We start from the raw sequence: 18,796 nt of genomic DNA on the forward strand, positions 1-18,796 counted from the left end.
TCAGCCCACCTTGGTGATACGGAATTCCTGGCGCCCGCGCCGGAGGGCGGTCTTCGCCCGGTACGCGGCCCTGCCGCCGTCGCGCACGATCAGCAGCGGAGCGTCCCTCTCGCTCGCCATGGTCCGGCCCAGGGTCTCGACGGCATGTCGGATCGAGTGGAATCGTTCGATATCGATCGAGGCGGCGCTTGTCCCGCTAGCGGCCCGCTCGAGAAGCTCGTACAGCGGGAGGTCGAGCAGCATGGTGACGTCACCGATCAGGAGGCGTGCGGTCAGCGGGCGCAGGCCCACGACCTCGCTCCCCTGAGGGTTCGCTTCTTCCGGCATTGAGGGGCTCCAGTCCAGGAAATCGTCGAGCTCGACCCTTACGAGTACGCGGGAATCTCTCCTCTCGGCGAGACTCTCCGTCGGTAGGTAGTAGTTCCCCTCCGCAAAGCGCCCGAAGGACTGGACGATTCCCTCCGCTGCGGACCCGATCACCTCGTCCGTGGCGTCGTCGTCGCCCTGGAGCGCCCTCGCGAACTCGTCCGCTATCCCGGCCTGGAGCGGTAGCTTGCCGGCGAGCCAGGCCGTCCGGGCGAGCCCGCGGGCGATCGCAGCGGTTCCGCCTCCGACCTGTCCCGCTCGGAGAGCCTCGGCTGCCGTGAGGATGGCCTCGCGCTCGCTCTCAGTTCCCCCGAGCATTCTGACCAGCGAGCGGGCATCGTCCTCTGGATCGACGCCGGCTGATGCGATGATGTCGTGCCCCTCGAGGCTGGGAGCGAAGGCCGGATCGAGTACTGCCAGCTCCGAGCACAGCAGATTCGCAGTCGGCGCGGAGAAGGCGCCGTTGGGAAGTAGCGTTCTCCAGACGGCGTCGGAGTCGTCCCTGGCTGCCATCTCGGCGACGCTCTCGCATGGGTCGGCATCCGGAGCCGCGTCTAGGTTCCCCAGCGCCAGGGTGCCCAGCGCATCCCAGAGTTGCCTCGGCCGCACGTCCCGGCCTTGCCTGAGTGCCACTTGCTCGATCGCTCCGTCCAGCACGGCGCCGATCCCCGGATCGGCAAGGAGTTCCAGGTTCGTCCTGGGGGCGCAGAACGCTCTCACCTGGCAGGTGGTGCATCGCTCTGCCCCAGCGAGTACGCCATGAGGCTCATCGGGATCCAGGACAGGGAGCATCCTTCTCAGCAGCCTGTCCTCGCTGCCGGACGTAGGCCTCTGATCGAGGTCGACGACCAGCACTGCGGCTTGCAGCTCCCTAGCCCTGGCTGCAGGGACGGGCGGAGCTGCCGGGACCCCCAAGCGGTGCAGGGCGAACGACACGAGTTCGGCGAGCGCGGGGCGCCCGGATCGCTTGAACATGCGCTCGAGCCGCAGCAGGAGTCCAGTGTTAGCCGCAAGCAGGATGCGAACGCCTGGCCCGGGCACGCCACCTTCGAAGCCCGCGAGGACGCCTGCTAGCGAGCGCGTCTGATCCTCGTCCGGGGCTTCGGCATGCGTGGCGTCCTCGACGACCGTCGTGAACGTATCGCGCGGGACGGCCCGTTCGAGCATCCTGATGAGAGCGGACTTGCCCCCGCCCGAGCTGCCGCTGAGCAGCAGCAGGGCTGGAGCATCCGGCTCGCGCATCCGGCGAGCCAAGCGCTCATCGAGGCCGGTCTTGATGTACATCGCCTGCTGCCGGGAAGTGATCGTCTTGCTGGCGACGACGCTGTCCTCCCCGGCCGAGCGGAGGGCCGCAACCGCCTCCAGGGGGCTGGGCAGCGACCTATCGAACGGTTCGCGGTGCTCGGGGGTCACAATCCCTCCTCCAGCTCTTCCTCCGGCAGAGGGAGGAAAAGCTCTATCTGTCCTGCTTCGGCAATGCGCTGTATCGCGACCCAGCCCGGGACCAACAGGCGTTCCGCGACCTCAGCGGTCAGGTCAGCGCAGCTGTAGTCCCACAACTCCTCGCTCCGGGGGATGAGGCAGCTCCGGACTGCCGCCTGCACCAACCGATCGGGTGCGAGGAGGGCGCCTGCGACGTAGTTGGCCTCCCCCTCGCCCGGCTCCAAGCGCGGCCACCTGCACCCATGGCTCTGCAGCAGCGCGTGCGCGGCGGCGTGAGCTGTCCAGAAGCGCCGCCCCGCCGCATCCAGCTCCGAGGAGGCGGATCGGGCGACTACCTCGCGGCCGGTCTCGCGGCCGACCGCGAGGGCCAGCCGCATCTCGTCGACTTGGCTGCCGTCCCGGCCGAGTGCCGCGCGGTCGAACCTCGCAGCGAATCCACGCAGCTCGAGGCGCCTCAAGCCGTCCCGAGTCGCCGGGTCACCGGCAGCCAGGTGAGCGCGCTGGAGCGCGGGATTGAGTTCCTGGACGGTTGGCGTCGGGAGCCCTGCGGCGAGGTGCAGCGAGTCATTGCAGTCCAGCGCGCTCGCTAGCCGCGATAGTGTCTCGCTCTTGATGCGGTGAGGGTATTCGGCCCTTTCGAGTCGCGAGAGCACGCTCGGATCGAGCCCCGCGCGCGCTGCGACTTCGCTGCGCGATAGGCGGGCCCGCATCCGGTGCGCGCGGAGGGCAGCCGCGAGACTCTCGCGGAGCGGTGACTCGCCAGTGGGTGGGCTCACTCGAGAAACCTTTGCCGGCCCCTGTCAGGACTTGCAATCTATTGGCGTGTCTCGTGCGCACGAGACACGTTTCCGGATGTGGCCATCCGTGGGGGTGAACGAGGGTGGAGCCGGGGCGTACTCGTTCCGGGGCTGTCCTGGGAGGCGAATCCTCTTGCTGGAACCCTTCCAACGCGTTGGGGGCGGGCAGGCGGCCATCCCCTCTAGCCTTCCTGCCTGTGGCGACGCGCGAGCAGCTGTTGACGATCTTGGAACGCACGTGTGCGGGGATCCGGCGTAGCGGAGGCAGCCGAACGGTTGATCGTCGTCTCGAGTGTTGCCGCGCCCGTGGTCCATATCGAGAGCGTCGACGTGTCCAGCGAAGGCAGCGTTATCGCGCTGGTCAACGACTCCGAAGTGCCATTCGTCGAGCAGGCCGAGCATCTGTTCGGGAGAGCCGCCCTCATGGAGCCCGAGGCCGTCCTGCTGGGCGGCTCGGCGCTTACCGGGCGTCCCGGAAGCCCCTACCAGCGGGTCCTGGCGATGCAGTTGTTCTCGCTGAGGCGTGGAGTCCGTACCGCCCGGGCTGCCAGGGTCACGCGCGACCTGGGTGCTATCACTTCAGTTGGTCCCTGGAAGGACGGTAAGGCCGGGCCTCCAGTATGGGCGGAGGAGTTCCTGGCAAAGGCAGATCGCTAGCGGTCCTACCCCGTTTCCCTACCGTCGGCCCGTAGCGCTCTCGAACCCCGGTGGGCGGGCGCAGGCGGGAACCTCTGATCGAGCCAAGCCTGCACGTCAGCGACCGTCCCGTAGCCGTGACTGCGCATGACGTCCACGATGTCTCGCGCGCACACCAGCACGATGGGATGCCCGTCCTCGCGGACTTCCTTGTAGACCTGCTGGTTGAAGTAGGACGTGGATACGAAGACGCCGAACTGCCTGCTCCTGATCCGGGAGATGAGGCGGGACACCTCCTTCACTCCGATGGCGCTGTCCATCTCGTAGCACTTCGCCTCGAGGGCGAACTCGACAGTGACCTGGTCGGCCAGAGGCCCGAGCAGGTATTCGCCCAGCGCATCCCGCCCGCCGTCGCGGCTTCGCTGGGTAACTTCACACTTACCTGTTGCGGGAGCGAACATCCTCCAGAGTTCGGTCGCGCAGTACTCGAAATCGTGCCAGCGCTCCGAGAAATGCCCGTGGATAGCCTCGATGATCTTCCGGTCAGCTGAATCGGTCGGCAACTGCTGCTTCTTGCTCCGGATCACGGTTGTTGATGGAGCTAGCAGGGGACTGTAGGCGCGGCCGTTCACCCAGTCCCGCCATGGCTGGGGGCACTCGGAGCCGAGCGGATCGTCGGCCTTGAGCTGGTCGATCCATGCACGGTTGATCGCTGCTACGTCGAGGACCGTGAACCGTGCCCGGTAGTTCTGGAAGCGCTGGCCATCAGTCGAGCGCCAGATCGCCTGCAGTTTGTCGTCCGCGGTGAGCGCAGCACCTCCGGGGGCCAGGAGGCCCCGGAACCGGATGGCGCGGCCGGTTGCCGGGACCTTCTCGAAGAGGAGGAAGGGGGGAACGCGCGCCCTCGCTTGCGCTGACTCGCGAGCCCAGGCGAAGGAATCCCGCAGGAGGATGTTTCCCCGGCGAGGGGTCTCGTGGAGTTCCTTTCCTGCATGGCGGTTATCGCCGAAGTAGGTAAACAGGCCTGTCTGCGGATCTAGCACGTCGGGCCAGTCCGGTTCGGCGCCAGTCGTGTAAAGCGCAGCAAGTAGGACGCCTTGCCTTGCCGGGGACCCCACGAAACGGAACCCGCCCTGGTTACCCACACCGGGGAGCAGTCGAGAGAGCGGATCATCCGCGATGTGCCCGCTGCCGCCACCAGAATAGATCTTGTCGAGCACCAGATCGGCGCGGCCGAGCTCCTCGAAGGGGACCGGGTGATCGAGTACTGTCACGGCGGAGAGACTACTCGGGTGCTCCCCCAGCGGATGCCCTGCGCGGAGCAGCGGGATGGCTACTACGTCGGCGGGTTAGCTGGGCAGCACTTCCACGACCATGAAGATGCCGGGCCCGCTCAACCTGCCTGTCTCGTCGGCGGCGGTCGCGTGCCCGACCCATCCAATTCGAGCCGGATGCCGTCCACGGTCTCGAAAACTTCCCTTCCGCCTCTGGTGTCCTCGGCGGCGGATGTGTGCGGTGGTCGGGGGGCGGCTGGGCCTCTTCAACTCGGACGGACGGTTCGATGCCGTCGACGCCTGCGAGATCTTGCCTGATGCGGCGACGCTTGCACCGTTGGTGCGCGATGGCGCGCGGGAGCCCGGGGGCTCCAAGCCCGAGGGATTGATCGGGTTGGGGCGTGATGACCGGTCGGAGTGCATGTGGAGCAGTGTCCCGAAAGGTGTTGACCGACCGTTCCGGACGGTGCGGGTCTTCGCCGACACCAAGCACGCGACGATGGAGCAGACTGGGCCGGAGCGGGCGGCGGACTCGTTGGGGATCTGGCACGGTAATTGCGTCCGGGGTCGGCTCGCCGATGACACCGGGGAACCTTGGAGAAAAGGGTAACCGCACGACCGGCAAGGCGGCGCACGTCATCCCGACCGCCCGCATCGAGGTCTTCGACATCCACGCCAAGTTCCGGGTCTCCGATGTGGTCGTGGACGTGTCGGCTCGCGCCCATGAACGGCCGGCGAGGAGGAGAAGGCGAGGGTGGTGGGAGTGGCGAAGCACGTCGCCGCCGGATTGGGGGTCGGGTGATGTCCGAGGCCTTGGTTCGCAGCGCCCGGCCTCTGTCGTCGTGGGTTTGACCTTAAGTTAACTTGTGGTTCTACGGTGTTTGTATCAGCGATCACGATGGGAGTGCCGTAGATGACCACTCGAGAGATTTCCGACGCCGACCTTGCCGGCCAGCCGGCCGCCTACTGGACCGGGGTGGCCTATGAGGCCCTTATTGCGTTCACCAGGGCCCGACTAGCCGAATTCGGCCCCACCCAGCCCCAGTTCTGGTTGCTACGTAACCTTTCGAAGAACGATATCTCGCCTGACGGCAAGGGCATGACCATCCCCGAGCTCCGGGAAGCCATGAGCTCCTACCTCAGGTCCGAGGATGACCTGGAGGCTGAGGCGCGGGTTCTGCTGGAGCGCGGCTGGCTCACCCGTGACGGTGACGGACGCTGGTGGATCAGCGAGGCGGGAGAGGAAGCCCGCGTCAATGCCAAGCAGCACGCTCCGGCAATTCGCGAGCGTATTCACCGGGGCATTGACGACGCCGACTATGTGACCACGTTGAAAGTCCTCCGGCAAATGATGCGGAACACCGGCAGCACTCACATCTAGAAATCGGTAGAGCAGGAGGGGCCTGGACGGTGCCCGTTGCGTCCGGGCCCTGCCCCGCGATGGGGCGGACGCAGTGGAGGCCCCGGCTCGGCGCCGAAGGCTCGCGGCAAGCGGTACGTCGTCGAGCTGGCTTCTCGCTGGCGGGGGCTCGGCTCGTTCAGTAGAACATGTTCTTGTCTTCTGGCGGTGGGGGGGAGCAGGCTAGTCCGCATGGATCTGGTGACTCTGGAAGAGATTCGGCGGCTCAAGTACCGCTACCTGCGCAGCGTCGATCTGAAGCTGTGGGACGAGTTCGCCGAGGTGTTCACCGAGGACGCCGTCGCCGAGTACGACACCCCTGTGCTGGGCAAGGTGCTCCGTCTGGAGGGGCGGGACGCGATCGTCGAGTACATGCGGGGCAATCTGGGCCCCGACAAGATCTCCACGCACACGGCCGGTGCACCCGAGATCGATGTGGACGGGGATCGTGCGACCGGCACGTGGGGGCTGGACGACTCGATCATCCTCATCGAGCAGCGGCTGCTCATCCGGGGTGCCGCGTTCTACCACGACACCTACCGGAAGTGTGAGGACGGGCGCTGGCGGGTCGAGAAGACCGGGCACAAGCGCACGTACGAGTACATCGTGTCGCTGGACGACATGCCCAGCCTCAAGTTCACCGCCGGGATCCCGGACTCCCAGTGACCGGGATCGGCGTTGACGCTGTCTAGAACGCGTTCTACCGTCCGTCCGACGATGGGCCTCTTGCAGAGAAGGTGCGATCTGCACTGTGCAAGAGGCTTCGTCAACCCAACGCGATGATGCGATCCCAGGGGAGTCCGGTGGCCATCGACTCAGCCGCAGGTCAGACCGACGAAACCGCCTCGGCCACGCGCTCGTTCGCTGAGGCGGTCGCCGAGGCCGAGCAGATCATCCGCAGCGCGCCGCACGTCAAGACCGATCAGGATCTGGCGGAGGGGCTGGACTATCTCGCCGGCAGTATCAAGGCGTCCCTGCACATGGTGCAGGCGTACCAGCAGGACTATCCGTACTTCGCCTCGTCCACCGGGCCTTACACCAAGCTCGGTCTCGACAACCCGGACACGCTCTACTTCCACGCCTACATCCGGGACGACGCGGAGTACGTCGTCACCGGGCGGCGCGGCACGACTGCCGACCTCAGTTTCCAGATCATGAACGGCGACTACTCGCCCAGTCAGTCGCCTGACAGCCTCACCGCGTTCGACGACCGTGAGCTGGACATCGCGGCGGACGGGACGTTCCAGCTCACGTTCGGGCCACCCAAGGAGGACGCGGGTTCCGACTACGTCCCAGTGGCGCCTGGTTCCGCGATGCTGATCGTCCGGGAAGTGTTCAGCGACTGGGAGAACGAGCGGCCGGGCGAGATTCGCATCCATCGCGCCGACACGCTCGGCACGTCCCCGCCGTCCGTCCCGTCCGAACGGATGGCTCGGCGGTACGAGGTGGCCGGGAAGATGCTGGTGGCGCGGATCCGCACCTTCCTGGCGTTCCCCGAGTGGCACTACCTGAAGCTGCCGGTCAACACGCTGACCGAGCCTCGGTCCACGCCCGGCGGGCTGGCCACGCAGTTCTCGTCCGTCGGCCACTACGACCTGGACGACGACGAGGTCATGGTGATCACCGCGCCGGCGGCCGACCGGGACGTGGCGCCCTACCAGGGGTTCCAGCTCGGCAGCATGTGGTACGTCTCGCTCGACTACATCAACCACCAGACGAGCCTCACCGCCGACCAGGCGCATGTGGACGACGACGGCATGATCCGGTACGTCGTCAGCGAGCGCGATCCCGGCCTCGCCAACTGGATCGAGCGGACCGGCCATCGACGCGGCTACCTCCAATTCCGGTGGCAGCGGATCACTCGTGACCTCACCCCCGAAGACGGCCCGACCTTTGAGGTGGTGCGGTTCGACGAGCTGCCGAGCCGCCTTCCGCACTACGAGCGGCAGCGGGTCACCGAGCAGGAGTGGAAAGAACGGATCACCGCCCGGCAGGTCGCCGTCGCGAAGAGGATGCTCGGCTGATGGCCCCGGAACTCCTGGAAAACCGCGTCATCGTCATCTCCGGTGTCGGTCCCGGTCTGGGACGTGGCCTCGCCGTCCAGTGCGCCAAGGCCGGTGCCGATGTGGTGCTCGCCGCGCGTAACGAGGAGCGACTCAAAGAGGTCGCCAAGGAAGTCGAGGAGATCGGCCGCCGCGCTGTTGCCGTCCCGACCGACATCAACGATCCGGCGGCCTGCGAACGGCTGGCCGAGACGGCGCGCGACTCCTTCGGACGCGTGGACGGTCTCGTCAACAACGCCTTCGCGACCCCGCCGCTGAAAGACCTCACCAAAGTCGACCTCGACGCGGTCAGGCGCGGATTCGAGACGAACGTCCTCGCCGCCCTCCACCTCACCCGCCTCTTCGTCCCGGCCCTCGAAGAGAGCAAGGGCTCGGTGGTGATGGTCAACTCGGCGGTGCTGAGGCATTCCCGCAGGACGTTCGGCGCCTACAAGATGGCCAAGGCCGCCCTCCTCGCCATGGCGCAGAACCTCGCGACCGAACTCGGTCCGCGCGGTGTCCGTGTCAACACGATCGCCCCCGGATACATCTGGGCCGACAACCTCCAGTGGTACTTCAACCACCTCGCCAAGAAACGCGGCGTCACGTCCCAGCAGATCTACGACGAGAACGCCGAGACCACGGACCTGCGCAAACTGCCAGAACCCGACGAGGTCGCCGACGCCGTCGTGTTCATGCTGTCGCCGCTGGCCCGCGCGATCACCGGGCAATGCCTGGACGTCAACTCCGGCGAATGGCACCACTGAGAAAGGCGCACCGATGAGCTCAGGCCGCGACGGCGTCGGCACGGTCGAGGACCTCCACGCCTCGGCCCGCAAGATCACCGGCATGGACGGTTTCGGCGAGGACGACTACCTGGAAGGCCTGGAAGTCCTCCTGGAGTCCCTGTCCAAGGACGCCGCGCTCACCCCCTTCGGAAACAAGGCACAGCGCGCGATGGTGCGCGGCGCGCTGGCCGCACGGCAGTTCTCCGAAGCGGCCTGGCTGCGGCACCCCGAGCACGCCGACGTCCCCATCGAACGTCCCGTCTTCGTCACCGGCCTGCCCCGCACCGGCACCACCGCGCTGCACCGGCTCCTCACCGCCGACCCCGCCCACCAGGGCCTCGACCTGTGGCTCGCCGAGGTGCCGCAGCCGCGCCCGCCCCGCGCGACCTGGGAGGACGACCCGGTCTTCCAGGCCATCGACGCCGGATACCGGCGCCACCACATCGAGAACCCCGAATTCATGGGCGTCCACTACATCTCGGCGGACTCCGTCGAAGAGTGCTGGCAGCTCCTCCGCCAGAGCATGCTGTCGATCTCCTTCGAAAGCCTGGCGCACCTGCCGACCTACTCGTCCTGGCTCGCCGAGCAGGACTGGACGCCCGCCTACCGCAGGCACCGCCGCAACCTCCAGCTCATCGGCCTGAACGACACCGGACACCGCTGGATACTGAAGAACCCCAGCCACCTGTTCGCCCTGGACGCGCTGCTGGACGTCTACCCAGACGCGCTGATCGTCCAGACACACCGGGACCCGCGTACCGCGATGGCGTCCATGTGCAGCCTCGCCGCCCACGCCACCGAGGGCTGGTCGGACGTCTTCACCGGCGCCACGCTCGGCCGCGACCAGCTCGAACTGTGGAGCCGCGGCCTCGAACTATTCCACGCCGAACGGGCCCGTCACGACCCCGCGCAGTTCGTGGACGTCCACTATGACGACTTCGTCCGCGACCCGATCAGCACGGTCGAGAGCGTCTACCAGCAATTCGGGCTCCCGTTCAGCGACGACGCCCGGACGGCGATGACCGACCTCCACCAGGAAAGCGCCACGGGCGCCGCCAAGCCCGCGCACCGCTATGCCCTCGAAGACTTCGGTCTGACAGCCGAGCAGGTGGACGAACGGTTCGCCGGCCACACCCTCTGAACAACCCCGCCCATCAGCTGCGGCCAGCGGTGAACAGGTAGGCGATGACCGCGTTGGTCAGCGCAGGCGAATGGTCGACGAACAGGCGCAGCGCCCATCTCCGGCTCCGCAGCTTGCCGAACTGGCCGACCTCGGTTCCGTCCGGGACGGCGATGGCGCGGACGCCCTTGCCGTAACGGCCGCCGGTTCCTGTGACCTCTGCCAGAAGGGTGCCGTCCGGCAGCTCGATCCGGGGGCCGCCAGACCCGCGCTCGGGACGGGAGATCACGGCTTCGCGCTCTCCGTCCACGCCGAGCACCAGGATCTGGTCTGCGCGACGCTCGATGAGGAACGCGATGTCTCCGTCCGGCCGCCGGACGGAGGCGAGGCACCCCCGTTCCGGCCCTTCGGGGAGCCGCACGTCCGGATCATCGAAACGGACACATAGGTACTCCTTCCGGTCCCGGCGGCGCGCCCGTTCGTGATCCACGATCATGGTCAGGAAAGACTCGGAACCGATCAGGAGCCCTTCCGCGGCGCTGCGGTCAAGGCTCCGCAAGGCCAGGAGGTACTAGGGGATTCCGAGCAGCGGCAGCAGCATCAGGAATACGAGCCAGTCCCCCGAGAGGCCGCCGGTGTGCGCGCCCATGGGGCCGAGCCGCGCCTTCACCGTCCGGCCCTGGTCCTCTTCTCCGACATGCCACAGGGTGGTGGTGTTCCGCTCCCCGCGCGAATCCGTCCACGAACCGCGGCACCCGTCACCGGTGCGTGACGGGAGATCGCACCGGTCGATCCGCACCGACACTTCCCGGCCGAACAGGTGCGTGTACGTCATCACGGCGGGCAGGACGAAAAGCGCAAGCACGAACGCGACGGTTCCGAGTTTCGCCCATCCGCTCACCGGCCACCGCGACGGGTATTCGGACAGGTCCCGCCGTCCCCTCCGCTCCACGGCCGCCCTGCGGTCGTCGCTGTCGCCGCCGCCATCGTCGCCGTCATCGGGACTCATGGGTACCTCCGGCGCCTCTTGGGCATACCCGAACGGATTCGAGGCGGTCCTGTGACCGTCCCACCTTGTATCGCAAAAGTGAGCCGGTCAAGAAGCCGGGATGAGGACGCGGGCGCACCCTGATCATGACGCCCGGCTCTTAGGCGAGCCTTCACGTGCAACGCGGCTTATCGATGTGGTGGCCGGGGTAGGGCACCTGTGCCATCATGTCCGGTCAGGTACTGGACGTTGCTTTCCCGAAGTGCACTTTTAGGGGACGAGCCGATGACCGAACCGGTCCCGCCCACGCGTAGGAATCGCGCGAGCCTGACCTACAAACTGCGATACGCCGCCCAGAACCCCGACAAGATCAAAACGTACCTGTCCCGGACGGCACGCGATCTGAAATTCCGCGTTTCCAGCCGTGACCACGTGGCCTACTACAGGGCCGTCATGAGGTCCGACACGGCCAAGAACCCCGAGGCCGCGGTCGGTAGCCGGTCCCACGAGCGCTGGCTCAAGCTCGGCCAGATGCAATTCGACTACCTGGTGAAACACGGCCTCAAGCCCGATGACCGGATGCTTGAGATCGGCTGCGGGAACCTGCGGGCCGGGTGGCGGTTCATCGACTACCTCGACAGCGGCAACTACTACGGCATCGACATCTCGCCCGACATCCTGCTCGCCGGGCAGAACACCCTCGTCCGCCAAGGGCTGGGCGACAAGCTCCCGCATATGACGCTCGTCAACGACCTTAAGCTGCAGTTCCTCCCGTCCGACCACTTCTCTGTCGTGCACGCGCACAGCGTGTTCAGCCACTCGCCGATCGGCGTCATCGACGAATGCCTCGCCAATGTCGGACGCGTCCTGGTCCCCGGCGGCTTCTTCGACTTCACCTTCGACCGCACCGAAGGAACCGAACACCACGTCCTGCGGGAGGACTTCTACTACCGCACCGAAACGCTGACCGCGCTCGCCGAGAAGCACGGTTTCACCGCTCGCTTCATGGACGACTGGGAAGAACTTCCGCACGGCCAGTCAAAGATCCGCGTCACCAAGCCGGGGTAACCGGAGGCTGCGCCGGAACGTCGCGGAACGTCCCGGAACCCCGGCCCGGAGCATGCCGTCCAACCCGGCATGAGACGACGCGGAATCGCGGTCGTCGTCGGGGTGATCGCGCTCCTGGTCGTGGCCGGCATCGCGGTGGCGGTACGAGCCGGCGGGCCGTCCCCGCCGGCAGCTAAGACCGGCAAGACCGTGGACGCGGAGCTGCTGGAGTTCTACCAGTACGGCGGCGCCGGTCTCCCGAAGCTGGAGACCGTGCTGCGCAGCCGCACCGACGCGAAGGCCGCGAGCGGCTGGTTCGCGACTTGGGGCGAGAGCGACTTCGAGCGGTTCCAGGAAGCCGTCCTCGGGCGCGACTACGGTCGGGAGGCCGTGCTGGTGTTCTCCTTCGGCAGTGGTTGTACCAGCGCGGACGGCGTGCGTCTGGCCAGCCACGGCCCGGGGCAGCTGGGTCCGGAGCTCACGGGGACGAACACGTACGAGGAGTGCGCCGCGCCATTCGACAACCTGGCCGTGTTCGCGGTGGACGAGGCCAAGGTGCCGGACGACGTCGCCCTGGGCGGTGCGTTCCTGGGGCAGGCCGACCCGGTGAGCCCGGCGGAACTTCTGGAATTCGGGAAGCTCGAAGAGCGGCCGCGCGGCTCCGCAAGGGCCGCCGAGGTGAGCCAGCCCGACCAGTTCGAGGACTTCGTGAAGCCGCTGCCCGGGGACGCCGTGTCCCGGCTCGACCCGGACGGTCCTGACAGCGGCGCGGCCTATCGGCGTTTCGCCTTCGTCGTGTCCGGCTGCCGTGAGAGGACCGCCATCATGATGATCAGCCGGGAGCGGCTCGCCGCCGAGCCGGACGGCGGTGGCGGTGCCCGGTGCGAGGAGCCCGAGTACTACCTCGCGATCTTCCAGATCGACGGTCAGCACGTCCCCAGTACCGCCGAGATCGGATGACTCTTCAGCGCTGCCCCCGGACGGCCGCCGAGGGAAGCGGCGTCCGGTGGCCGTCCGGGGGGCGGCAGAACCATTCCGTGGGCCGGTGGCTGGGAGCGGGCACAGTGTGGCGGGAAAAGTCTTGACGGCATCCCCTCAAGATCAGACGCTTTGGGCCCGGATGGTCACCAGAAGGGTCCGTTCCGATGTTGCGAAGGCTCGTCGCCCTGCTTTGCGTCCTGCTGCTGTCCCTGTCGGTCGTCTCGCCCGCGCACGCGGACGGACGCCGCGAACGTCCGCGTCCCGTGGTGTTCGTGCACGGGTTCAGCGGCTCCGCCGGCCAGTTCGAGACCCAGGCGCGTCGCCTGGCGTCCAACGGGTACCCGGCCCGGTACATCGAGGCCCACGAGTACGACTCGACGTTCACCGTGAACACCGTGGAGCAGGTCTTCGCGTCCCTGGACGACCGCATCGCGCGGCTCCTCGACGAGACCCGCGCCGCCAAGGTGGACCTCCTCGCCCACTCGCTCGGCACCTCCCTCATGCAGAGCTACCTGCGCAGCTCGCCTGAGCGGGCGGCGACCGTCGAGCACTACGTCAACCTCGACGGGGCGACGTCGGAGAGCCTGCCGGGCGGAGTCCCGACGCTGGCCGTGTGGGGTGAGGGGTCGACAGAACGCCGGGTCGAGGGCGCCACGAACGTGTATTTCTCCGGGCAGGCCCACACCCAGGTGGTGACCTCGCCCGAGACCTTCGCCAAGGTCTACGAGTTCCTCAACGGCCAAGCGCCTCGCACGACCCGGATCGAGCCGCAGCGGCACATCTCCCTGTCGGGACGCGCGGTCCTGTTCCCGTCGAACGTTGGCGCGGCGGGTGCCCGGCTGGAGATCTACCGGGTGAACCCGCTTACCGGAAAGCGCCTCGGTCGCCGTCCGCTCGCCACCTACCAGCTCACCGGGGACGGGGCGTGGGGGCCGTTCAAGGCCAGCGGCCACGCCCACTACGAGTTCGCGGTCGTGTGGAACGAGGAGTCCGTCCACCACCTGTACTTCCAGCCGTTCCTGCGTACCGACCGGGTCGTCCGGCTGCTGACGAGCCGTCCCGGCGAGGGGCTGTCGGGGCTCGTGGAGACCGGTGACCACCATTCCGCCTTCAGCATCAGCCGCCAGAAGGAATGGTGGGGCGACCAGGGGCGGGACGGCGACTCGCTGCGGATCAACGGGCGCGAGATCCTGAACGCCGCGAACGCCCCGCGCACCAAGCGCGCCATCGGGATGTTCGCCTACGACGCGGGCGTCGATCGCGTCACCGATCTCGGCGAACCCATCCCGGCGTTCTTCTCCACACCTTTCATCACCGGCATGGACCTCTACGTCCCGGCCGGACGGCGTCCCACCTCGATCGTCGCCCGGCCTCGCGGCGGTCAAGGCCGCATCGACGCGCTGGTCGTCCCGAGCTGGCCGTCCAGCGAGCACCGCATCTCCGTCCAGCTCAACGACCACCCGAACTGACGGCGCCCGGCCGGGGGGGCGGCACCCGGCCCGCCCCGGGTGCCCCCGTCAGGCGTCGCGGCGGTTCAGGGCGGTGTGGGCGGCGGCTAGTGCGGCCGCCGCCCAGGCGGCGAGGATCAGAAGGCCGAGCGCCGGCGGGTACGTCTCGGACTCGCCGCGCATGAACGCCGCCCCGGCGACGGCGGGCATGAAGTCCGCGACGCGTTCGAACGCGGTGATGTTGCTCGCCTGGAGGCTGGCGGGCGCCACCATGATGACGAGGAAGAGGACGATCAGCGTGCCCACCGCGCTGGGCAGCACGGTGGCGACGCCCACGGAGAAGACGCAGATCAGGGTCATGTAGGCGCCGACGGCGAGGACGTCGCCGAGCCAGGCGGCGGTCTCGAACTCTCCCCAGTGGCCGAGCAGCGGCAGGGACCCCAGAGACCCGGCCACCGCGAGGACGGTACCGGTCACGCCCCCGATGACGGCCACCACCAGGGTCTTGGCCACCAGCATCTCGCCTCTGCGCGGGATCCACTGGAGCGTCGCGCGGATCGTCCCGGTGGAGTACTCGCTGGTGACCAGCAGCATGGCCAGCCCGATCAGCACGAACTGGACCAGGTCCACGGCGCGGATCGCGATCGTCCCGATCCCGACGACGCCCTTGTCGTCCGCCGGGTCGTCGTTCTCGTTGGCGTTGACGGTGAAGATGGTGAGCTGGAGGCAGGCCAGCCCCATCAGGACGGCGGCGGCGAACAGGGTCCACCAGGTGCTGCGGACGGTCCACGCCTTGGTCCACTCGGCGGCCACCGCGCCCGGCAGCCGGCCCCCGGTCGGGGTGCCCAGCGGGCTTCCTCCGGTCGACGTGCCCGGCGTGCGGTCCTCGGTCGCGGCGGTCATCGGGCCTCCATCCGGGACGCGGGCGCGGGCGCGGAAGCGGTGAACTCGACGCTTTCGGCGGTCAGTTCCATGTAGGCCTGTTCAAGCGTGGCCTCCTGCGGGCTGAGTTCGTGCAGGAGGAGCCCCAGGCGGTGGGCCAGCTCGCCGACGGGTTCGACGGTGGTGCCCGAGAGCAGCAGCTCCCCGGGCGAGATCGTTTCGGCTGTGACGCCGTCCCGCGCCAACCGGTCGGCCAGGTCCCGCAGGCCCTGCGGGTGCGGGCCGCGGACCTTGACGCGGTGCCGGGAGCTTCCGGCGAGGATCTCGGTGATCGGCGCGTCGGCGATGAGCCTGCCCCTACCGATCACCACCAGGCGGTCGGCGGTCATCTCCATCTCGCTCATCAGGTGGCTGGACACGAAGATGGTCCGGCCCTCCGCGGCGAGGGAGCGCATCAGCTCGCGCACCCAGCGGACGCCGTCCGGGTCGAGCCCGTTCACCGGCTCGTCGAACATCAGGACCGGCGGGTCGCCGAGGAGCGCCCCGGCGATGCCGAGCCGCTGGCCCATTCCCAGCGAGTACGCCCCGGCCCGCTTGGCCGCGACGTCCGTCAGCCCGACCAGGCCCAGTACCTCGTCCACGCGCCGGCGGGGGATCCCGTTGCTGCGCGCCATCGCCAGCAGGTGGTTGCGGGCGCCGCGGCTGGGGTGGAGGGATTTGGCCTCCAGCAGAGCCCCCACCTCGCGCAATGGATGCCGGAACTCGACGTAGCGGCGGCCGGAGACGAGCGCCGTGCCCGCCGTCGGCTCGTCCAGGCCCATGATCATTCGCATGGTCGTGGACTTCCCGGCGCCGTTCGGGCCGAGGAAACCGGTCACCAGGCCTGGTTCTATCCGCAAGGAAAGGTCCGCTACGGCGGTCGTCCCGCCGTAGCGTTTGGTCAGCCCGGAAAGAGTGATCATGTGCGCTCCCGCTCGTCGTCTCCCCGCAACGTAGGGAGCGGCGGGAGGCGCCCGCAGTGGCCGATCGCCACCCGGCACACCCGACTTTCGTCAGGTACGCCGGGTGGGCGGGATCAGCGCCGACGGTGTGGTCAGGCCAGGTCGGCGGCGGTGACCGCGACTTCGGTCCCGGGCGCCGGGTCGACGCCCATGGCGGCGGCCAGCTTGCGGAAGCCCCTGGCCTCGTCCGGGCGGCTGCGCCGCTCCAGGGTGCGGGCCAGGGCCTCGTAGGCCCAGCCGTTGGACGGGTCCAGATCGACGAGCCGGCGGAACGTCTCCTCCGCGCGTCCGAGCTGGGCGCTGTGGAAGTACGCCCGGCCGAGCAGTTCGACGGCCGCCCGGTTCTCGCCGTGCTCCGCCACGATCGGGGCCAGGATGCGCGACGCCCCGGCGTAGTCCTTGGCGTCGAAGAACAGGGTCGCCCGCTGGAAGTCCTCGTACACGGTCATGTGGCCCCCTCTCCGTGGGTTCACCCCATGAACCGGAACGGTGGGCCGGTTGTTCCCGGCGCGTGAACTGGGGGATCGCTTTGACCATGAACGAACTTAGGATTACCTTGCCTAAAATGGGGACTCTGCCTGAAATGCGCGTGGTGGCCAGTGAAGCCGAACTCCGCGAGGTCGTGAAGGAACCCGGCCAGTTCGTCATCGACAAGGACATCGGCCGGATCGACGAGCACGCCCGCACGCTCATCGCCCACTCGCCGCTCGTGCTGCTGGCGACGTCGGACCCGGACGGCACCTGCGACGTCTCCCCGCGCGGCGACCCCGCCGGCTCGGTGCTGGTCCTCGACGACCACACGCTGGTGATCGCCGACCGGCCGGGCAACCGGCGGACCGACAGCTTCCGCAACATCCTGCGCAATCCCCGGGCCGGCCTGCTGTTCCTGGTACCGGGGATGGCCGAGACGCTGCGCGTCAACGGCCGCGCGACGCTCGTCTCGGACGCGCCGTTCTTCGACGACCTGGAGGTCCGGGGCAAGCGCCCGCACCTGGCGCTCGTCATCCAGGTCGAAGAGCTGTACATGCACTGCTCGAAGGCGTTCCTGCGCTCGTCGCTCTGGAAGCCCGAGACCTGGCCGGACCGCAAGTCCCTCCCGACCCTCGGCCAGATCGCGAAGGACCAGATCGGGATCAAGGAGGTCTCGGCGGACGTCATCGACGCCGACCTGGACCGGGACGCCGTCCACAACCAGTACTGACCTCAGTCGGCCTCCGCTCAGCCTGTCTCCGGGTCCCCGCGCTCGCCCAGCCAGTAGGCGAGGCGTCCGCGGCGGCCCACCGCGCGCAGGCGGCGTTCGGTGGTCTCCCGGACGGCCTCGGTGGCGACGATGAGGATCTCGTCCTCCTCGGCCAGAACGGTGGTGGGGCCGGGGACCAGTGCCGTGCCCTCGCGGACGATCAGGCTGACGACCGCCGCGGCGGGCAGGCGCAGCTCGGCGATCTCGACTCCGTGCAGCCGGGAGCCGCGCGGGACGGTCAGCGTGAGCAGCTCGGCGTCGAGCACGTCCAGCGGGGCGGCCTCGACGTTCACCTCGCGGGCCTGGCCCGGCTGGGTCACGCGGAGCAGCCGCGCCGCCGCGGGCAGGCTCGGCCCCTGGATCAGGGTGAACACCACGACCAGCACGAACACGATGTGCAGCAGGTCCAGCGCGCCGTCCACACCGGAGACGATGGGGAAGGTGGCCAGCACGATCGGCACGGCGCCGCGCAGCCCCGCCCACGAGAGGAACGCCTGCTCGCGCCACGGGACGCGGAACGCCGGCAGGCACATCAGCACCGAGATCGGCCGCGCGACCAGCAGCAGGACGAGGCCCACCACCATGGCCGTCACGACCGCGCCCGGCAGCTCGCTGGGGTCGACCAGCAGGCCGAGCATCACGAACAGGCCGATCTGGGCCAGCCAGCCGGCGCCCTCGGCGAACGACCGGGTCGCGGCGCGGTGCGGCAGCCGGGAGTTGCCCAGCACCAGCCCGCACAGGTAGGCGGCGATGATGCCGCTGGCGCCCACGGTCCCGGCCGCGGCGAACGCGATGACGCCGAAGCCGACGGTGGCCAGCGGGTACAGGCCGGTGGCGGGCAGCGCGATACGGCGCAGCGCGATGACGCCGAGGCGTCCGGTGACCAGGCCCAGCGCGGCGCCCGCGGACAGCTGGAAGACCAGGTTGCCCGCGACGTACCCGGGGCTGGGGAAGTCCGCTGCCGTGCTGCTGAACACCAGCACCAGGATGATCGTGGGCGCGTCGTTGAGCCCCGACTCGGCCTCCAGCAGGCCCCTGACCTTGGACGGCAGCGGCAGCGACCGCAGGACGGCGAACGTCGCCGCGGCGTCGGTGGACGACACGATCGCGCCCAGCAGCAGCGCCAGGCGCCACTCCATCCCCAGCAGCAGATGGGCGCCCGTGGCCGTGACCACCATCGAGACGGCGACGCCTAAGGTGGCCAGCACCCCGGCGGGCGCCAGCAGCCGCCGTATGTCCGCCCACGACGTGGACAGGCCGCCCTCGATGAGGATGAGGCCGAGCGCGCCCGTGCCGAGGGCCTGGGCGAGCTGGGCGTCGTCGAACTGCAGGCCCAGCCCGCCC

General features: G+C 68.6%; 19 protein-coding genes. 10 read left to right on the plus strand and 9 right to left on the minus strand.

The features are described 5' to 3' along the window. A complete protein-coding gene (locus E1285_RS17560; protein ID WP_132153309.1) occupies positions 1-1,779 on the minus strand; it encodes a hypothetical protein in 1,779 nt (592 codons plus the stop codon). Then, positions 1,776-2,585 (minus strand): helix-turn-helix transcriptional regulator, encoded by an 810-nt coding sequence (locus E1285_RS17565; RefSeq protein WP_132153311.1) that lies wholly within the window; start codon positions 2,583-2,585, stop codon positions 1,776-1,778. The genes E1285_RS17560 and E1285_RS17565 overlap by 4 nt, the downstream gene beginning before the upstream one ends. Positions 2,586-2,882: 297 nt before the next feature. On the opposite strand from E1285_RS17565, the gene E1285_RS17570 reads away from it, so the two are divergent. Further along, positions 2,883-3,263 (plus strand): hypothetical protein, encoded by a 381-nt coding sequence (locus E1285_RS17570; RefSeq protein ID WP_132153313.1) that lies wholly within the window; start codon positions 2,883-2,885, stop codon positions 3,261-3,263. A 5-nt stretch (positions 3,264-3,268) separates the two neighbouring features. Here E1285_RS17570 and E1285_RS17575 read toward each other — a convergent pair whose 3' ends face one another. Then, the gene (locus tag E1285_RS17575; RefSeq protein WP_132153315.1) at positions 3,269-4,516 is read right to left on the minus strand and encodes a restriction endonuclease; all 1,248 of its coding nucleotides are present in this window, start codon (positions 4,514-4,516) and stop codon (positions 3,269-3,271) included. A gap of 913 nt (positions 4,517-5,429) precedes the next feature. On the opposite strand from E1285_RS17575, the gene E1285_RS17580 reads away from it, so the two are divergent. The 5 genes from E1285_RS17580 (at position 5,430) to E1285_RS17600 (ending at position 9,886) form a co-directional block, all read left to right on the plus strand. After that, entirely contained in the window at positions 5,430-5,897 is a 468-nt protein-coding gene (locus tag E1285_RS17580; protein ID WP_132153317.1) for a MarR family winged helix-turn-helix transcriptional regulator, read from the plus strand. A 210-nt stretch (positions 5,898-6,107) separates the two neighbouring features. Next, positions 6,108-6,581: a nuclear transport factor 2 family protein gene (locus E1285_RS17585; protein ID WP_132153319.1), complete on the plus strand. Its 474-nt coding sequence runs from the start codon at positions 6,108-6,110 to the stop codon at positions 6,579-6,581. A 137-nt stretch (positions 6,582-6,718) separates the two neighbouring features. Then, a complete protein-coding gene (locus tag E1285_RS17590) occupies positions 6,719-7,939 on the plus strand; it encodes a hypothetical protein (RefSeq protein ID WP_243722860.1) in 1,221 nt (406 codons plus the stop codon). Next, the gene (locus tag E1285_RS17595) at positions 7,939-8,724 is read left to right on the plus strand and encodes an SDR family oxidoreductase (protein WP_132153321.1); all 786 of its coding nucleotides are present in this window, start codon (positions 7,939-7,941) and stop codon (positions 8,722-8,724) included. The genes E1285_RS17590 and E1285_RS17595 overlap by 1 nt, the downstream gene beginning before the upstream one ends. Positions 8,725-8,737: 13 nt before the next feature. Continuing rightward, positions 8,738-9,886, plus strand: a complete 1,149-nt coding sequence (locus E1285_RS17600) for a sulfotransferase (protein ID WP_132153323.1) — start codon at positions 8,738-8,740, stop codon at positions 9,884-9,886. A 13-nt stretch (positions 9,887-9,899) separates the two neighbouring features. Here the strand turns inward: E1285_RS17600 and E1285_RS17605 are convergent, their stop codons facing one another. Beyond that, positions 9,900-10,361, minus strand: a complete 462-nt coding sequence (locus tag E1285_RS17605) for a hypothetical protein (RefSeq protein WP_165966657.1) — start codon at positions 10,359-10,361, stop codon at positions 9,900-9,902. Positions 10,362-10,436: 75 nt separating this feature from the next. Next, entirely contained in the window at positions 10,437-10,874 is a 438-nt protein-coding gene (locus tag E1285_RS17610) for a hypothetical protein (RefSeq protein ID WP_132153327.1), read from the minus strand. Positions 10,875-11,138: 264 nt separating this feature from the next. Here E1285_RS17610 and E1285_RS17615 point away from each other — a divergent pair, with 264 nt between their 5' ends. The 3 genes from E1285_RS17615 (at position 11,139) to E1285_RS17625 (ending at position 14,350) form a co-directional block, all read left to right on the plus strand. Beyond that, positions 11,139-11,921, plus strand: a complete 783-nt coding sequence (locus E1285_RS17615) for a class I SAM-dependent methyltransferase (protein WP_132153329.1) — start codon at positions 11,139-11,141, stop codon at positions 11,919-11,921. Positions 11,922-11,990: 69 nt separating this feature from the next. Continuing rightward, the gene (locus tag E1285_RS17620; protein ID WP_132153331.1) at positions 11,991-12,860 is read left to right on the plus strand and encodes a hypothetical protein; all 870 of its coding nucleotides are present in this window, start codon (positions 11,991-11,993) and stop codon (positions 12,858-12,860) included. 185 nt (positions 12,861-13,045) lie between these two features. Further along, entirely contained in the window at positions 13,046-14,350 is a 1,305-nt protein-coding gene (locus E1285_RS17625; RefSeq protein WP_132153333.1) for an alpha/beta hydrolase, read from the plus strand. A 48-nt stretch (positions 14,351-14,398) separates the two neighbouring features. Here the strand turns inward: E1285_RS17625 and E1285_RS17630 are convergent, their stop codons facing one another. The 3 genes from E1285_RS17630 to E1285_RS17640 form a co-directional block, all read right to left on the minus strand. After that, positions 14,399-15,232: an ABC transporter permease gene (locus E1285_RS17630; protein WP_132153335.1), complete on the minus strand. Its 834-nt coding sequence runs from the start codon at positions 15,230-15,232 to the stop codon at positions 14,399-14,401. Continuing rightward, positions 15,229-16,173 (minus strand): ATP-binding cassette domain-containing protein, encoded by a 945-nt coding sequence (locus E1285_RS17635; protein WP_132153337.1) that lies wholly within the window; start codon positions 16,171-16,173, stop codon positions 15,229-15,231. The genes E1285_RS17630 and E1285_RS17635 overlap by 4 nt, the downstream gene beginning before the upstream one ends. 131 nt (positions 16,174-16,304) lie before the next feature. Then, entirely contained in the window at positions 16,305-16,661 is a 357-nt protein-coding gene (locus E1285_RS17640) for a tetratricopeptide repeat protein (RefSeq protein WP_132153339.1), read from the minus strand. A 134-nt stretch (positions 16,662-16,795) separates the two neighbouring features. Here E1285_RS17640 and E1285_RS17645 point away from each other — a divergent pair, with 134 nt between their 5' ends. Next, positions 16,796-17,413, plus strand: coding sequence for a pyridoxamine 5'-phosphate oxidase family protein (locus tag E1285_RS17645; protein ID WP_243722863.1), 618 nt, complete (start codon positions 16,796-16,798; stop codon positions 17,411-17,413). Positions 17,414-17,430: 17 nt separating this feature from the next. On the opposite strand, the gene E1285_RS17650 is transcribed toward E1285_RS17645, so the two are convergent. Continuing rightward, the coding region (locus tag E1285_RS17650) for a potassium/proton antiporter (protein ID WP_132153343.1) at positions 17,431-18,796 on the minus strand (1,366 nt) is incomplete at its 5' end.

Source organism: Actinomadura sp. 7K507, assembly GCF_004348425.1.
Lineage (GTDB): Bacteria > Actinomycetota > Actinomycetes > Streptosporangiales > Streptosporangiaceae > Spirillospora.

Bases quoted from the DNA above. Each gene is read 5' to 3' on its own strand.
- E1285_RS17640 (WP_132153339.1), bottom strand. From the start codon at position 16,661: ATGACCGTGTACGAGGACTTCCAGCGGGCGACCCTGTTCTTCGACGCC.
- E1285_RS17625 (WP_132153333.1), top strand. From the start codon at position 13,046: ATGTTGCGAAGGCTCGTCGCCCTGCTTTGCGTCCTGCTGCTGTCCCTG.
- E1285_RS17630 (WP_132153335.1), bottom strand. From the start codon at position 15,232: ATGACCGCCGCGACCGAGGACCGCACGCCGGGCACGTCGACCGGAGGA.
- E1285_RS17645 (WP_243722863.1), top strand. From the start codon at position 16,796: ATGCGCGTGGTGGCCAGTGAAGCCGAACTCCGCGAGGTCGTGAAGGAA.
- E1285_RS17615 (WP_132153329.1), top strand. From the start codon at position 11,139: ATGACCGAACCGGTCCCGCCCACGCGTAGGAATCGCGCGAGCCTGACC.
- E1285_RS17605 (WP_165966657.1), bottom strand. From the start codon at position 10,361: ATGATCGTGGATCACGAACGGGCGCGCCGCCGGGACCGGAAGGAGTAC.
- E1285_RS17585 (WP_132153319.1), top strand. From the start codon at position 6,108: ATGGATCTGGTGACTCTGGAAGAGATTCGGCGGCTCAAGTACCGCTAC.
- E1285_RS17610 (WP_132153327.1), bottom strand. From the start codon at position 10,874: ATGAGTCCCGATGACGGCGACGATGGCGGCGGCGACAGCGACGACCGC.
- E1285_RS17580 (WP_132153317.1), top strand. From the start codon at position 5,430: ATGACCACTCGAGAGATTTCCGACGCCGACCTTGCCGGCCAGCCGGCC.
- E1285_RS17600 (WP_132153323.1), top strand. From the start codon at position 8,738: ATGAGCTCAGGCCGCGACGGCGTCGGCACGGTCGAGGACCTCCACGCC.
- E1285_RS17595 (WP_132153321.1), top strand. From the start codon at position 7,939: ATGGCCCCGGAACTCCTGGAAAACCGCGTCATCGTCATCTCCGGTGTC.
- E1285_RS17635 (WP_132153337.1), bottom strand. From the start codon at position 16,173: ATGATCACTCTTTCCGGGCTGACCAAACGCTACGGCGGGACGACCGCC.
- E1285_RS17620 (WP_132153331.1), top strand. From the start codon at position 11,991: ATGAGACGACGCGGAATCGCGGTCGTCGTCGGGGTGATCGCGCTCCTG.